This window comes from Streptomyces sp. NPDC059851 (assembly GCF_042732005.1).
GTDB lineage: Bacteria > Actinomycetota > Actinomycetes > Streptomycetales > Streptomycetaceae > Streptomyces.
This window is the reverse complement of sequence record NZ_JBHWJJ010000059.1, coordinates 1-15341: the sequence shown is the minus strand read 5'-3', so window position 1 is coordinate 15341 and position 15341 is coordinate 1. Positions and strand designations below refer to the sequence as shown.

12 protein-coding genes and 1 tRNA gene are annotated in these 15341 nt (G+C 72.1%); 7 read left to right on the top strand and 6 right to left on the bottom strand.

Annotated elements, in window-relative coordinates; translation table 11 throughout:
• Positions 1-121: 121 nt before the first annotated feature.
• The 5 genes from ACFV7Q_RS20840 (at position 122) to ACFV7Q_RS20820 (ending at position 6028) form a co-directional block, all read left to right on the top strand.
• Entirely contained in the window at positions 122-1456 is a 1335-nt protein-coding gene (locus tag ACFV7Q_RS20840) for a DUF2252 domain-containing protein (RefSeq protein ID WP_385430380.1), read from the top strand.
• 61 nt (positions 1457-1517) lie between these two features.
• Positions 1518-2210, top strand: coding sequence for a hypothetical protein (locus tag ACFV7Q_RS20835; RefSeq protein ID WP_385430378.1), 693 nt, complete (start codon positions 1518-1520; stop codon positions 2208-2210).
• A gap of 56 nt (positions 2211-2266) precedes the next feature.
• Complete coding sequence (locus ACFV7Q_RS20830) at positions 2267-3061, top strand: thioredoxin domain-containing protein (RefSeq protein ID WP_385430376.1); 795 nt, start codon at positions 2267-2269, stop codon at positions 3059-3061.
• A 117-nt stretch (positions 3062-3178) separates the two neighbouring features.
• Entirely contained in the window at positions 3179-4843 is a 1665-nt protein-coding gene (locus tag ACFV7Q_RS20825) for an alkaline phosphatase D family protein (protein ID WP_385430374.1), read from the top strand.
• Positions 4844-5080: 237 nt separating this feature from the next.
• Positions 5081-6028 (top strand): zinc metalloprotease, encoded by a 948-nt coding sequence (locus ACFV7Q_RS20820; protein ID WP_385430440.1) that lies wholly within the window; start codon positions 5081-5083, stop codon positions 6026-6028.
• A 116-nt stretch (positions 6029-6144) separates the two neighbouring features.
• Here ACFV7Q_RS20820 and ACFV7Q_RS20815 read toward each other — a convergent pair whose 3' ends face one another.
• Positions 6145-6714 carry a dienelactone hydrolase family protein gene (locus tag ACFV7Q_RS20815; protein ID WP_385430372.1) on the bottom strand — a complete coding sequence of 190 codons (570 nt, stop codon included), beginning with the start codon at positions 6712-6714 and terminating at the stop codon, positions 6145-6147.
• Between the two features lie 51 nt (positions 6715-6765).
• On the opposite strand from ACFV7Q_RS20815, the gene ACFV7Q_RS20810 reads away from it, so the two are divergent.
• A complete protein-coding gene (locus ACFV7Q_RS20810) occupies positions 6766-7890 on the top strand; it encodes a mechanosensitive ion channel family protein (RefSeq protein ID WP_385430370.1) in 1125 nt (374 codons plus the stop codon).
• Between the two features lie 72 nt (positions 7891-7962).
• Here ACFV7Q_RS20810 and ACFV7Q_RS20805 read toward each other — a convergent pair whose 3' ends face one another.
• The 4 genes from ACFV7Q_RS20805 to ACFV7Q_RS20790 form a co-directional block, all read right to left on the bottom strand.
• Entirely contained in the window at positions 7963-8439 is a 477-nt protein-coding gene (locus ACFV7Q_RS20805) for a GNAT family N-acetyltransferase (protein ID WP_385430368.1), read from the bottom strand.
• On the bottom strand, positions 8436-9377 hold the full coding sequence (locus tag ACFV7Q_RS20800) for an RluA family pseudouridine synthase (RefSeq protein WP_385430366.1): 942 nt from the start codon (positions 9375-9377) through the stop codon (positions 8436-8438). Before ACFV7Q_RS20800 ends, ACFV7Q_RS20805 begins: the two co-directional genes overlap by 4 nt.
• A 52-nt stretch (positions 9378-9429) precedes the next feature.
• A complete protein-coding gene (gene lspA / locus ACFV7Q_RS20795) occupies positions 9430-9990 on the bottom strand; it encodes a signal peptidase II (RefSeq protein WP_385430364.1) in 561 nt (186 codons plus the stop codon).
• Between the two features lie 159 nt (positions 9991-10149).
• Positions 10150-11166: a TraR/DksA family transcriptional regulator gene (locus tag ACFV7Q_RS20790; protein WP_385430363.1), complete on the bottom strand. Its 1017-nt coding sequence runs from the start codon at positions 11164-11166 to the stop codon at positions 10150-10152.
• Between the two features lie 579 nt (positions 11167-11745).
• Here ACFV7Q_RS20790 and ileS point away from each other — a divergent pair.
• Positions 11746-14892, top strand: coding sequence for an isoleucine--tRNA ligase (ileS, locus tag ACFV7Q_RS20785; protein ID WP_385430361.1), 3147 nt, complete (start codon positions 11746-11748; stop codon positions 14890-14892).
• A gap of 67 nt (positions 14893-14959) precedes the next feature.
• Here the strand turns inward: ileS and ACFV7Q_RS20780 are convergent.
• Positions 14960-15032 (bottom strand) — tRNA-Ala (locus tag ACFV7Q_RS20780).
• Positions 15033-15341: the final 309 nt, after the last annotated feature.

Genomic DNA, 15341 nt, shown 5'->3' with positions numbered 1-15341 from the left:
TCCCACGGGTGACACGTTCCGGGCACCTGACGGTACGGTCGGGCGTTGCAGAACCAGGTGGTCCCGCACGGCGTCCAGTCGGTCGGAACCAGTCCAGCCCGTGCACCAGGAGGAACCCGCCATGGCGGTCCCCGAGACGGCGAACGAACAGCGCGCCGAACAGATACTGGATGTCTTCGACACCGCCTTCGGCGAGCTGCTCGCCGCCGACCCCGCCGCCTTCCAGGTGAAGTTCCGGAAGATGGCCGCTTCCGCTTTCGCCTTCTACCGGGGCACGGCCTGCCTCTTCTACGCCGATCTGGAGCGCGAGCGGCACGGCGGGCCCTACCTGGACGACCGGACCGGCCGGGTGTGGATCCACGGCGATCTGCACGCCGAGAACTTCGGCACGTACATGGACTCCACCGGGCGCCTCGTCTTCAACGTCAACGACTTCGACGAGGCGTACGTCGGCCCCTTCACCTGGGACCTCAAGCGCTTCGCCGCCTCCGTGGCCCTGATCGGCTACACCAAGGCGCTCAGCGACGAGCAGATCGGCGAGCTGGTCCGGATCTACGCCGCCGCCTACCGGGAGCGGGTCCACGTGCTGGCCTCCGGTGCCAAGCCCGGTGACGTGCCGGAGCCCCCCTCCTTCACCCTGGACACCTCCGAGGGCCCGCTGCTGGACGCCCTGCGCTCGGCCCGCTCCCGCACCCGCTTCGCCCTCCTGGACTCCATGACCGAGATCCGGGACTACGAGCGCCGCTTCACCGCCGGGGGCGGCTCCGTCGAGCTCGACGCGGCGACCCGCTACAAGGTCCTGGCCGCCTTCGACGCGTACCTGGAGACCCTGCCCGACGAGTCCCTGGTGCGCCCGGACTCCTACCGGGTCAAGGACGTGGTGGGCCGCCGGGGCGTCGGCATCGGCTCGGCGGGCCTGCCCTCGTACAACATCCTGCTGGAGGGCCACAGCGACGCCCTGGAGAACGACGTCGTGATCTACCTCAAGCAGGCGCAGACCCCGGCCGTGTCCCGGCACATCACCGACCGGGCGGTGCGGGAGTACTTCCGGCACGAGGGGCACCGCACGGTGATCTCCCAGCGCGCCCTCCAGGCACACGCCGACCCCTGGCTGGGGTGGACCGAGCTGGACGGCGCCGGCCAGCTGGTGGCCGAGGTCTCCCCGTACGCGGTGGACCTGGACTGGTCGGACCTGGACGATCCGGAAGAGATCGCGGCCGTGGTCGCGGACCTGGGCCGGGCCACGGCGACCATGCACGCCTCGGCCGACGAGGCGGAGAGCGGCCACAGCCTCGTCCCCTTCTCCACGGAGCGGGCCATCGACGCCGCGATCGCCACCGACGAGGAGGGCTTCGCCGAGCTCCTCGTGGACTTCGCGCACGCCTACGGGGCCCGCGCCCGCGCCGACCACCAGCTCTTCGTGGACCTGTTCCGCAACGGCCGGATCCGGCCGTAGCCGGGCCCGCCCGCAGCCCCGGAGCCCTGCGTTCACAGAAAGTCATGGCAGACTCGCCGCGATGGACATATCAGGAGCAGGACTGAGAGGGCTGCGGGCCGCGCTGTTCAGCGCGGCCGTCGTGCTGCTTTCGGCCGGCTCGCACGTCCTGATCGCAGGGGTGCCGCTGCCGCCGGCGCCGGCCGCCGGGGCCTTCGCCTCCGTGTTCCTCATCGCTTTCGCGCTGGCGGGTCGCGAGCGGGGCCTCGGCCCCATCGCCGGGCTGCTGGTCCCGCTGGAGCTGGCCGCCGACACCGTCTTCACCGCCGGCCAGCACGTCTGCTACGGGCCCTCCGGCGGCCCGGTGTCCGGCCCGCTGCGCGCGCTGGGCCTGCACGAACTGTGCGGCGGGACACCGCTGGGCGGCCCGCTCGCCGAGATGGCCGGTCCCGTCGGCCATCCCGCGGCCCTGCCCGCCCCGGCCGGGTCGTGGACCCCGTGGCTGCTGCTCGGCGCACACGTCTTCGTCGGGCTGCTGGCTTCCGTCTGGCTGCGGTACGGCGAGCGGGCGCTGGGGCAGCTGCTGCGCGCGGTGGCCGCCCTCGCGTTCCGGCCGCTGCTGCTGGCGGCGGCCTCGGCGGGGGTGGGTGCCGGCCGCCCGCCCGGGCGCGGCCCGCGCCCGGCTCCTACGGGCCCGGCCGTCCGGACCCGCTTCCCCGTCCATTCCGTGGGGCTCCGGGGGCCTCCCGTACGCGGCGCGCTCGTGCGCGCCTGACATCCGTACGGCACGTCCCCCCCCTTCATCCCAGGTCACACCCCACGGAGATCACCATGAGTGCACGCAACAGCCAGGCCAACAAGGCGGCGGCCCGCGAGCGGCTGCGCATCGAACGCGAGAAGCAGGCGAAGAAGGACAAGGCCCGCCGCCAGCTCGTCGTGGCCGGCGCGGTCGTCGGCATCCTCGCCCTGGCCGGCGGCATCGGCTACGCCGTCGTCCAGGCCAACCAGCCCGACGAGTGGGAGAAGGCCGCGACGGCCGAGCTGGTCGCCCCGAAGAACACCACGGGCGAGAACGGCACGACCGTCGTCGTGGGCAAGGCCGACGCGAAGAAGACGCTGGAGCTGTACGAGGACGCCCGCTGCCCGGTCTGCTCCCAGTTCGAGCAGAAGGTGGGCCCGCAGATCAAGAAGGACGTCGACGCGGGCAAGTACAAGCTCCAGTTCGTCGGCGCCACCTTCCTCGACAAGGGCTTCGGCGGCAGCGGCTCGAAGAACGCCCTGAGCGCGCTGGGCGCGGCCCTGAACGTCAGCCCCGAGGCCTTCACCGAGTACAAGGCGGCGCTGTACGCGCAGGAGAACCACCCCGACGAGCGGGACGACAAGTTCGGCAAGGACGAGTACCTGCTGAAGGTCGCCGACCAGGTCCCGGCGCTCAAGGGCAACGCCGAGTTCAAGAAGGCGGTCGAGGCCGGCACGTACAACCGGTGGGCGATCGAGATGTCGAAGGTCTTCGACAAGGCGGGCCTGGAGGGCACCCCGTCGCTGAAGATGGACGGCAAGAAGATCGAGGTCAAGATGAACCCGGACGAGTTCACGGCGGCGGTGGACAAGGCCATCGCGGGCTGAGCGCGGACGGCCGGGAACCCGGCCTGAACAACGAGCGGGCGAACTCCTGGAGTTCGTCCGCTCGTTGCTTTCCCAAGGGTGTACCCACGGTTATACCCGCCAGTAATATGACCATCCGTGACCAGTCAACTCACCTCCCACACCGCGGCAACTCCCCGCCGCCGTACGGTCGTCAAGGCCGCTGCCGCCACCGCGGCGCTCACGCCCTTCGCGACGGCCGCCCTGGGGATCTCCCCCGCCTCCGCAGCCGCGGGCGGACCCGCCTTCCTGCACGGCGTCGCCTCCGGCGACCCGCTCCCCGACGGGATCCTGCTGTGGACCCGCGTCACGCCCGTCCCCGAGGCCGTACCCGGCTCCGGGACCGGCCCCGCCACCCAGGTGGGCTGGGAAGTGGCCGAGGACCGGGCGTTCACCCGGGTCGTCGCGAGCGGCACGGTCACCGCGACCGCCGCCTCCGACCACACGGTCAAGGCGGACGTCCGCGGACTGAAGCCGCAGACCCCGTACTTCTACCGGTTCACCGCCGGCGCGGCCGTCTCCCCGGTCGGGCGCACCCTGACCACTCCCGGCCACGACGCGGCGACCCCCGGCGTCCGCTTCGGCGTGGTCTCCTGCGCCAACTGGGAGTCCGGTTACTTCTCCGCGTACCGCCACCTGGCCGCCCGCAGCGACCTGCACGCGATCCTGCACCTCGGCGACTACATCTACGAGTACCCGAGCGGGGGCTACCCCGAGGCGAAGTACGTCGTCCGCCGCCACGAGCCGCTGCACGAGATCACCACCCTCGCCGACTACCGGGCCCGGCACGGCAAGTACAAGACGGACGCCGACCTCCAGGCCCTGCACGCGGCGCACGCCGTCGTCGCCATCTGGGACGACCACGAGCTCGCCAACGACGCCTGGTCGGGCGGCGCCGAGAACCACACGCCGGGGACCGAGGGCGACTGGGTGGCCCGCTCGGCCGCCGCCAAGCAGGCGTACTTCGAGTGGATGCCCGTGCGCACCTCGACCGCCGGCACGGTGTACCGCCGCCTGCGCTTCGGCTCCCTCGCCGACCTGCACCTGCTGGACCTGCGCAGCTTCCGTTCCCAGCAGGTCAAGGTGGGCAGCGGCGCGGTGGACGACCCGGAGCGCACGATCACCGGGCGCGCCCAGCTGGACTGGCTCAAGTCGGGCCTGGCGGGCTCGAACGCCACCTGGAAGCTGGTCGGCACCTCGGTGATGATCTCCCCGGTCGCGTTCGGGTCCCTGCCGGCGCACCTGCTGGCGCCGCTCGCTAAGCTCCTCGGCCTGCCGGAGGGCGGGATAGCGATCAGCACGGACCAGTGGGACGGGTACACCGACGACCGCAAGGAGCTGCTGGGCCACCTGAAGGACCGGAACATCAAGAACACGGTGTTCCTGACCGGCGACATCCACATGGCCTGGGCCAACGAGGTCCCGGTGAACACGGCGACGTACCCGGGCTCGGGGACCGCCGCGACGGAGTTCGTGGTGACGTCGGTGACCTCCGACAACATCGACGACATCCTGCACGTGCCCGCCAACACCGCCTCACTGGCGGCCGAAGCCGCCATCAAGGCCGCGAACTGGCACGTGAAGTGGCTCGACATGGACGCGCACGGGTACGGCGTACTGGACGTGACGGCCGAGCGCTCGCAGATGGACTACTACGTCGTTTCGGACAAGCGGAGGCAGGACGCCACCTCGGCGTGGTCCCGTTCGTACCGCACGCTGAACGGCAGCCAGAAGGTGGAACGGGTCTGGGCGCCGGTCCGCTGACGCGGCCCTGACTGACGAATCCTCAAATTTACTCCAGTAAGGGGCGCTTGGTGCAGACCAAGCGCCCCTTCGACCTCACAAGCAACAAATCTTTTACTTACAGGTCTTGCTAGATGCATGACATGGACACATAAGCTTCGCGCCAGCGTGAGGAAATCCCTCACCCCCCACCACGCTCGCGAGGAGTTCAACGTGCGCGCTTCCGCCCGCATATCCCCCATGCTCCGCCGCCGCCTCATGGCCCCCGCCGTCCTGGCCGGCGCCCTGGCGTTCGCCCCCGTCTCCGCCCCCACCACCCTGGCCGCCGCCGCGCCGACCGGCGCCGAGCAGTGCGTCGAGGAAGCCTCCGGCGCCCCCGCCGACGCGCGCGTCGCCCGCCCGCACGACAAGCACGCCGCGGAGCCCAACGAGGTGACGGAGGCCCAGGTCAAGGCCATGGACGCCGACCTGGCCAAGAAGCTCGCCCAACTCGGCCCGCAGCGCCAGATGCGCGCCGCCGAGGCCACCGCCGCGACGACCATCCCGGTGTACTTCCACGTCATCCACAACGGCACCCAGGGCAAGCTGTCCGCCACGGACATCAACAACCAGCTCGCCGTCCTCAACTCCGCCTACAGCGGCCAGGGCACCGGCAACGTCAACTCCGGCTACCAGTTCCAGCTGGTCTCCACCGACTACACCGACAACGCCTCTTGGTACGGCGTGTCCCACGGCTCCCAGGCCGAGAAGGACATGAAGAACGCCCTGCGCAAGGGCGGCTCCGACGCGCTGAACGTCTACACGGCCAACCTCGGCGGCGGCCTGCTCGGCTGGGCGACCTTCCCGAGCTCCTACGCCTCCCAGCCGAAGATGGACGGCGTGGTCCTGCTCAACTCCTCGCTGCCGGGCGGCTCCGCCGCCAACTACAACGAGGGCGACACCGCCACCCACGAGGTCGGCCACTGGATGGGCCTCTACCACACCTTCCAGGGCGGCTGCAACGGTAGCGGTGACTCCGTCGCCGACACCCCGGCCGAGAAGAGCGCCGCGTACGAGTGCCCGACCGGCCGCGACAGCTGCGCCAGCAAGGCCGGCGCCGACCCGATCCACAACTTCATGGACTACACGTACGACTCCTGCATGTACCAGTTCACCGCCGGCCAGGTGGCCCGCATGCAGAGCATGTGGAGCGCCTACCGCGCCTGAGCGGCTTCACCGGGCCTGACCGGGCCTGATTACGGATGACGCGCGAGGGGCAGGGCACACCGTGTGCCCTGCCCCTCGTGGCGCGTTCCGGCTCCCGCTGCCGCGACCCCTCGCGACTACAGGCTGTCGAGGAAGGCGAGCGCCGCCTTCCAGGTCTGCTCCGCGGCCTCCGCGTCGTAGTCGTCGAGGTCCGGGTCGGTGAACAGGTGCCCGGCCCCCGGGTAGCGGTGGACCTCGACGTCCGCGCCGGCCCGCCGCATCCGCAGGTACCAGGCCGTCAGCCAGTCGTGCGGCTCGAACGGGTCCGGATCGGCGATGTGCAGCTGCACCGGCAGGTCGTCGACCGCGGCGTCCTCCTCCAAGTCGGCCGTGCCGTGCAGGAGCAGCAGCCCGCGCGCCTTCTCGTCGGCCAGGGCGAGGTGCTGGGCGAGGGAGCCGCCGAAGGAGAAGCCCGCGTACACGAGCCCCTGGTCGGACAGGGGTGCCGCGGCCGCCACGGCGCGCCTGAGCAGCTCGTCGCGGCCGGTCTCGTCCCGGTACGCCGTGCCCTCCTCGACGGTCCCGAAGGTGCGACCCTCGAAGAGGTCCGGCACCTGGACCTGGTGCCCGGCGGCACGCAGCCGGTCGGCCGCCGCGTGCACCGCGGGCCGCAGCCCGTACGTCGAATGGAAAAGCACGATGTTCATGCACACCATCGTGCCAGTTTCCGCGCGCCCGCTGCGGTTAGGTTCACGCCCATGGACACGGACACCGTTCTGCGCCCGGCCCTGGTCTTCGGCGGCGTACTGGCCGTCACCCTCGTCGCCGGCTGGCTGCTGGACCTGCTGCTGCGCCGCGCCGACGACCGGCACGGCGAAACCCCGCTGTGGGGGCTGTTGCGCCGCTGCCGCACCCCGTTCCGGCTCACGCTGGCCACCGCCCTGCTCTACGGGGCGTACCGCGGGGCCCGGATCCTGCCCGCGCACGCCCAAGCCGTGGGCCGCGCCCTCACCCTCGTACTGATCGCCTCGGCGGCCTGGCTGCTGGTGCGGATCGCGACGGCGGTCGTCGACTCGGCGTACGCCCGCTATGCCGACCGGACCTCGGACGAAGCGCGGGTGCGCCGCGTCCGCACCCAAGTCACGCTGATCCAGCGGGTGGTCACGGCGGCGGTCGGGGTGATCGCGGCCGCGGCCATGCTGCTGACCTTCCCGGCGATGCGGACGGTCGGCGCCTCCCTGCTGGCCTCGGCGGGCATCATCGGCATCGTCGCCGGCATCGCCGCCCAGTCCACGCTCGGCAACCTCTTCGCCGGCCTGCAGATCGCCTTCGGCGACACGGTGCGCATCGGCGACACCGTCGTCGTGGACCGGGAGTGGGGCACCGTCGAGGAGATCACCCTCACGTTCCTCGTGGTCCGCACCTGGGACGAGCGCCGGATCACCATGCCCGTGTCGTACTTCACGAGCAAGCCGTACGAGAACTGGTCGCGCGGCGGCGCCGAGATGACCGGAACCGTCTTCTGGCACCTCGACCACAGCGCCCCGCTGGAGCGGATGCGCGAACGGCTCCGGCACATCCTGGAGGAGGTGCCGGAGTGGGACGGCCGGACCGGCAGCCTGGCCGTGACGGACACCACACCGCACACCGTCCAGGTCCGCGCCGTTGTCACCGCCAAGGACGCCTCCGACATCTGGACCGTCCGCTGCGCGGTCCGCGAGCGCATGCTCGCCTGGCTGGTGGACCGGCACCCGTACGCCCTCCCCCGCATCGCCACCTCCGCGGCCACACCCCCGCCGGGCGCCGCCGGGGCAACCGGGGGCACCGGTTCCGACGGCACCCCGGACCCGGCGGACGGCCGCGGCCCAGCCGCCGCCGGCTGAGCGGACGCGGGCCGGCCGTCGGGATCCCCGCGGACGAGCGCCGCCCCGTCGGGGCCACTTCCCGCGGAGCGCTTACGGCAGGGTGCGCCGCATCGAGCGGTGCGGGATGCCCGCCTCCTCGAACTCCGGCCCGTAGGCCTCGTACCCGAGGCGCTCGTAGAAGCCGAGGGCGTGCGTCTGCGCCCCCAGGTCGACCGCGCGGAGCCCGAGCTCCGCCGCCTCCGCCTCGATCGCCCGGACCAGGGCGGCCCCGACGCCGAGCCCGCGGGCAGCGGCGGTCACCGCGAGCCGGCCGAGCGAGCCGACCTCGGGGTCGCCGGTCTTGGCGAGGGCGGCCGGCCCGTGCAGCAGCCGGCCGGTGCCGAGCGGGCTGCCGTCCGGCGCCACGGCCAGCACGTGGACGGCGCCGGCGTCGTACGCGTCGTACTCGATCGACTCCGGGACGGACTGCTCGACGACGAACACCTCGGTCCGCACCGCGGAACAGGCCTTCAGGTCCTCCGGCGAGACGGCCCGCCGGACGGTGAAGGCCCCGTGCTCCCGGCTCATTCGCTCTCGGCGCGGATGACGTCCAGCGCGTGCTTGAGGTCGTCCGGGTACTTGCTCTCGAACTCCACCCACTGCCCGTCCGCCGGGTGCTCGAAGCCGAGGCGCACCGCGTGCAGCCACTGGCGGGTCAGCTTCAGGCGCTTGGCGATGGTCGGGTCGGCGCCGTAGGTGAGGTCGCCGACGCACGGGTGCCGGTGGGCGGACATGTGGACGCGGATCTGGTGGGTGCGCCCCGTCTCCAGCTTGATGTCCAACAGCGAGGCGGCACGGAAGGCCTCGATCAGGTCGTAGTGGGTGACCGACGGCTTGCCGTCCTGGGTCACGGCCCACTTGTAGTCCGCACTGGGGTGCCGGCCGATGGGCGCGTCGATGGTGCCGCTCATCGGGTCCGGGTGGCCCTGGACGAGCGCGTGGTAGCGCTTGTCCACGACGCGCTCGCGGAACTGGTTCTTCAGCGAGGTGTAGGCGCGCTCCGACTTGGCGACGGCCATCAGGCCGGACGTGCCGACGTCGAGGCGGTGCACGATGCCCTGGCGCTCGGCGGCGCCGGAGGTGGAGATCCGGTAGCCGGCGGCGGCCAGGCCGCCGATGACGGTGGTCCCGGTCCAGCCGGGGCTCGGGTGGGCGGCGACGCCGACGGGCTTCATGATGACCACGACGTCGTCGTCGTCGTGGATGATCTCCATGCCGGGCACCGGCTCGGCGACGACCTCGACCGCACGCGGCGGGGCGGGCATCTCCACTTCGAGCCAGGCGCCACCGTGCACGCGCTCGGACTTCCCGACGACGCTGCCGTCGACCGAGACCTTCCCCGCGGCGGCGAGCTCGGCGGCCTTGGTCCGGGAGAACCCGAACATGCGGGAGATGGCGGCGTCGACGCGCTCGCCTTCGAGGCCGTCGGGAACGGGCAGGGTGCGGATCTCGGGAATCGTACTCACCCGTCGAGTATGCCGGACGCTGCGCGGGGCCGGACCCGGCCCGCTCCGCTCCTCAGTCCTTGTGGACCGTGCCGTCCGGGTCCAGGCCCTTGAACGAGAGCAGCACGATCAGGATGCCGCCGCACACGATGGCGGTGTCGGCGAGGTTGAAGACGGCGAAGTGCGCGGGCGCGATGAAATCGACCACAGCGCCCCGGAACACGCCCGGCGACCGGAAGATCCGGTCGGTCAGGTTGCCCAGCGCACCGCCGAGCAGCAGACCCAGCGCGATAGCCCAGGGCAGGCTGTACAGCTTGCGGGCGAGCCGGACGATCACCACGATCACGGTGGCCGCGATCACGGTGAAGATGATCGTGAAGGCCTCGCCGAAGCCGAAGGCCGCTCCGGGGTTGCGGATCGCCTCGAACTTCAGCAGGTCGCCGATGATCCGGATCGGCGGCTGGTGCTCCAGCTTCGCCACGACGACCATCTTGGTGCCCAGGTCCACCAGGTACGCGAGGAACGCCACGACCAGCAGCGCCGTGATCCGCCGGCGCCCCTTGGGCGCCGCGGGCTCGGGCTGGGCGTCGTCCCCGACCTCCGGCGTACCGATGATGCGCTCCGCCTCTGCCACGTGAGTCCCTCGAACTAGCGCGAACCGGGTTGCGATGACACAGCCCTGTCAGGTTCCTGGACCCTGACCAGACACGAGGGTACGTCAGGGTCCCCCGGGCTCGCCCGCCGGCCCGTGCTGCGCCGGCCCCGCCCGGGCCCGGCCGTCCCGGTCCGCGGGCTAGTGCCGCCGCTCCTGCTTCTGCTTGCAGTCCACGCAGAGCGTGGCCCGGGGGAAGGCCTGCATACGGGCCTTGCCGATGGGCCGCCCACAGCTCTCGCAGAGCCCGTACGTGCCCGCGTCCAGCCGCTCCAGGGCCCGCTCGGTCTGCTCCAGCATCTCGCGGGCGTTCGCCGCGAGGGCCATCTCGGACTCGCGGGTGATGTTCTTGGTCCCGGTGTCGGCCTGGTCGTCGCCCGCGCCGTCGCCGGAATCCCGCATCAGGCCCGTGATCGCCTCCTCGGAGGCCAGCAGCTCGTCACGCAGCCGCTCCGCCTCGGTCTCCAGCTCGGTCCGCGCCTCCGCGACCTCCTCCGGGGTCCACGGGTCCTCGCCGGGCCGTACGGCGAGCTCGCCGGGGGCGGCGGGGGCCGTGGTGGCCCTCGCCTTCGGCAGCCCGCTGGTGGCGGCCCCAGCCGTCTTCCTGGCCGTGCCGGTGCTCTTCCTGGCAACCACTTTCCGGGCTCCCGTCTGTTGCGCGGCCTGCGCCGCCGCCTCGGCCGCGGCCGGGGCGGCCGTGGCTTTCCCCGCGGTGGTCGGGGTCTTCTTCACGGTCTTCTCCGCGGTCTTCTCCGCGGTCTTCTTCGCGACCGCCGCGGGCTTTCGGGCGGTGTTCCTGCCGGCGGTGTTCTTGCCGGCGGCGGACTTCACCGCCCCGGTCTTCACGGTGGTGGTCCTCACGGTCGTGGTCTTCGCGCCGGTGGTCTTCGCGGCCCCTTTCGCGGGCGGTTTCACCGCCGCCGTCTTCGCGGTCGTCTTCGCCGCCGCGGTCCTCCCCGCCGCGGTCTTCCCGGCCGCCGCCTTCACGGCCGTCTTCACCGGCGCCTTGCCGGCGGTCTTCGCCGTCGCCCCGTCGGCCTTCCGCACCGCGCCGGCCGCCTTCCGGGCCGGAGCCGCGCCCCCGGCCGACGAGGCCTTCGCGGCGGCCTTGTCGACAGCCTTCTCGGGAGTACTCCCGGCGGTCTTCTTCGCCACCATGGCCGCGGCCCCTTCACATACTGTGACCTTGCTCGCGAATCGTGCCGGAACGATAAATCGCCTCCCGTCCCTCGGCAACGGGGCACGCGTCCGCCCCGGCCGACCTGCATCCGTTGTGCCCAGCCCACGCCCGGGTAATCCGCCCCTGACGGGCCGCCGCGTCCCGCGCCGCGGTGCCGGACCGTTCGGGTCACGCCCCCGCCCCCGTCACGCCCCACCGCGACCCGCCGAAAACCGGTCTGCCGGCCGCGCCCCCGCCCCGTACACTGGCCCCAGCGAAAGGCATGGACGGGGACGAGTAGCGTCGGACGCAGCCATGAGCGACCCGGGGACGGTGAGAGCCCGGGGGCGAGCGCGACGTGAAGGATCACCCCTGAGCCGCCGGAAGAAAGCCGCCACGGGCCCACGCGGAGCCCGTACGGCGAGTAGAACCGGCTTCGCACCCCAATGAGGGGGCCGCCGGACCCGTCCGGTGGCCAAGGAGGGTGGTACCGCGGGAGCGCGTCCTCGACGAAGGAGGCGGCGGCTCTCGTCCCTCCGGACGGAAGCGCCACACCGCCGGAGGAAGAGTTCAGCCTCATGACCACACCGCCGCAGTACCGCCCGGTACCCGCCCAGGTCGACCTGCCCGCCCTGGAACACGCCGTTCTCGAGTTCTGGCGCGAGAACAAGACCTTCGCCAAGACCCTGGAGCAGTCCGAGGGCCGCCCCGAATGGGTCTTCTACGAGGGCCCGCCCACCGCGAACGGCATGCCCGGGGCGCACCACATCGAGGCCCGCGTCTTCAAGGACGTCTTCCCCCGCTTCCGCACCATGCGCGGCTACCACGTCGCCCGCAAGGCCGGCTGGGACTGCCACGGCCTGCCCGTCGAGCTCGCCGTCGAGAAGGAGCTCGGCTTCAACGGCAAGCAGGACATCGAGGCCTACGGCATCGCCGAGTTCAACGCCAAGTGCCGCGAGTCCGTGACCCGCCACACCGACGCGTTCGCCGAGCTCACCACCCGCATGGGCTATTGGGTCGACCTCGACGAGGCGTACCGGACCATGGACCCCGAGTACGTCGAGTCCGTCTGGTGGTCGCTGAAGGAGATCTTCAACAAGGGCCTGCTCGTCCAGGACCACCGCGTCGCCCCCTGGTGCCCGCGCTGCGGCACCGGACTGTCCGACCACGAGCTCGCCCAGGGCTACGAGACCGTCGTCGACCCCTCGGTCTACGTGCGCTTCCCGCTGACCTCCGGCCCGCTCGCCGGGGAGGCCGCCCTCGTCGTGTGGACCACCACCCCGTGGACCCTGGTCTCCAACACGGCCGTGGCCGCGCACCCCGAGGTCACGTACGCCGTCGCCACCAACGGCGAGGAGAAGCTGGTCGTCGCCCAGCCGCTGCTGGAGAAGGCCCTCGGTGAGGGCTGGGAGGCCACCGGCCAGACCTTCACCGGCAAGGAGATGGAGCGCTGGACCTACCGGCGCCCCTTCGAGCTCGTTCCCTTCGACGCCCCCGCCCACTTCGTGGTCAACGCGGACTACGTCACCACCGAGGACGGCACGGGCCTGGTCCACCAGGCGCCCGCCTTCGGTGCCGACGACCTCGCGGTCTGCCGCGCGTACGGCCTGCCCGTCGTGAACCCGGTCCGCCCCGACGGCACCTTCGCCGAGGACGTCCCGCTGGTCGGCGGCGTCTTCTTCAAGAAGGCCGACGAGAAGCTGACCGCCGACCTCGGCGCCCGCGGCCTCCTCTTCAAGCACATCGCCTACGAGCACAGCTACCCGCACTGCTGGCGCTGCCACACCGCGCTGCTCTACTACGCGCAGCCGTCCTGGTACATCCGCACCACCGCCGTCAAGGACGCGATGCTGCGGGAGAACGAGGGGACGAACTGGTTCCCGGAGTCGGTCAAGCAGGGCCGCTTCGGCGACTGGCTGAACAACAACATCGACTGGGCGCTGTCCCGCAACCGCTACTGGGGCACCCCGCTGCCCATCTGGCGCTGCGAGGAGGGCCACCTCACCTGCGTCGGCTCCCGCGCCGAGCTGTCGGAGCTGTCCGGCCGGGACCACTCGTCCCTGGACCCGCACCGCCCGTACATCGACGACGTGACCTTCCCCTGCACGGCCGAGGGCTGCTCGCACACCGCGGTCCGCGTCCCGGAGGTCATCGACGCCTGGTACGACTCGGGCTCGATGCCCTTCGCGCAGTGGGGCTACCCGTACAAGAACAAGGAAGTCTTCGAGAAGCGCTACCCGGCGCAGTTCATCTCGGAGGCGATCGACCAGACCCGCGGGTGGTTCTACACCCTGATGGCGGTCGGCACGCTGGTCTTCGACAAGTCCTCCTACGAGAACGTCGTCTGCCTGGGCCACATCCTGGCCGAGGACGGCCGCAAGATGTCCAAGCACCTGGGCAACATCCTCCAGCCGATCCCGCTCATGGACCAGCACGGTGCCGACGCGGTCCGCTGGTTCATGGCGGCCGGCGGCTCGCCGTGGGCGGCCCGCCGCGTCGGCCACGGCACGATCCAGGAGGTCGTCCGCAAGACCCTCCTCACGTACTGGAACACGGTCGCCTTCCAGGCCCTGTACGCCCGTACGTCGAACTGGGCGCCCTCCGCCGCAGACCCGGCGCCGGCCGACCGCACGGTGCTGGACCGCTGGCTGCTCTCGGAGCTGCACACGCTGGTCGGCGAGGTCACGGACGCCATGGAGGCGTACGACACCCAGCGCGCCGGCAAGCTGCTGTCCGCCTTCGTCGACGACCTGTCGAACTGGTACGTGCGGCGCTCGCGCCGCCGGTTCTGGCAGGGCGACAAGGCCGCGCTCCGCACCCTGCACGAGGTGGTCGAGACGGTCACCCGCCTGATGGCCCCGCTCACCCCCTTCATCACGGAGCGGGTCTGGCAGGACATGGTCGTCCCGGTCAGCCCGGACGCGCCCGAGTCCGTGCACCTGAGCTCGTGGCCCGAGGCGGACGCGGCGCTCGTGGACCCGGTCCTGTCCCAGCAGATGCTGCTGGTCCGCCGCCTGGTCGAGCTGGGCCGCGCCACGCGCGCCGAGTCCGGGGTCAAGACACGCCAGCCGCTCTCGCGGGCCCTGGTCGCCGCCAGCGGCTTCGAGGCCCTCTCCGCCGAGCTGCACGGCCAGATCACCGAGGAGCTGAACGTCAGCTCGCTGGCGTCGCTGTCCGAGGTCGGCGGCTCGCTCGTCGACACCACGGCGAAGGCGAACTTCCGGGCGCTCGGCAAGCGGTTCGGCAAGGGCGTCCAGGACGTCGCGAAGGCCGTGGCCGCGGCGGACGCGGCGGCCCTGTCGCTCGCGCTCCGCTCGGGCGGGGCCACGGTGGAGGTGAACGGCGAGCCGGTCACCCTCACCCCGGAGGAGGTCATCATCACGGAGACCCCGCGCGAGGGCTGGTCCGTGGCCTCCGACTCCGGCGCCACGGTCGCCCTGGACCTGGAGATCACCCCGGAGCTGCGGCTCGCCGGACTGGCGCGGGACGCGATCCGCCTCATCCAGGAGGCCCGCAAGAACTCGGGCCTCGACGTCGCGGACCGGATCGCCCTGCGGTGGTCCGCCACCGACCCGGAGGTCGTCACGGCCCTGACCGACCACGCCGGGCTGATCGCCGACGAGGTCCTGGCCACGGACTTCGCCCGGGGCGAGGCCGACGCCTCGTACGGTTCCCCGTTCACGGACGACCCGCTCACCCTCGCCTTCCGCCTCCGCAAGGCGTAACCGGCACACCACGACGGCGCCCCCCGATCCGGGGGGCGCCGTTCTCGTTGGCTCTACCTGCACGCAGCGGAGCGGACCGGATTCGAACCGGCGTCCTCCCTCTTGCTGAGAAGGCGCGACGACCTCTGCGCTACCGTCCCCCTGCGCAGCCCCACCCTACCGACGCCACCGACCGCCCACGGAAGCCCTCAACCGCCGGAAGACCCCGGCCACCCCCACCCGACCCCGCTCCCCCGACCACGCCCCCCCGCCGGCACCGATCTCCCCGCCCGCCCGGCAGGGGCCGTGCCCAGGCGGCGCGATCCAGCCCGCCCGGCGATTGAGGGCAGAAACGGTGAAGGGGCGGGGAGGGTACCGGCCCCGCAGGGGAGCGGCCCCCACGAGGGCGGGCGGGCAGCGGACCGGGGACGGGAAACGGAAACGGGAACGGGAACGGGCCGGGCCCGGGT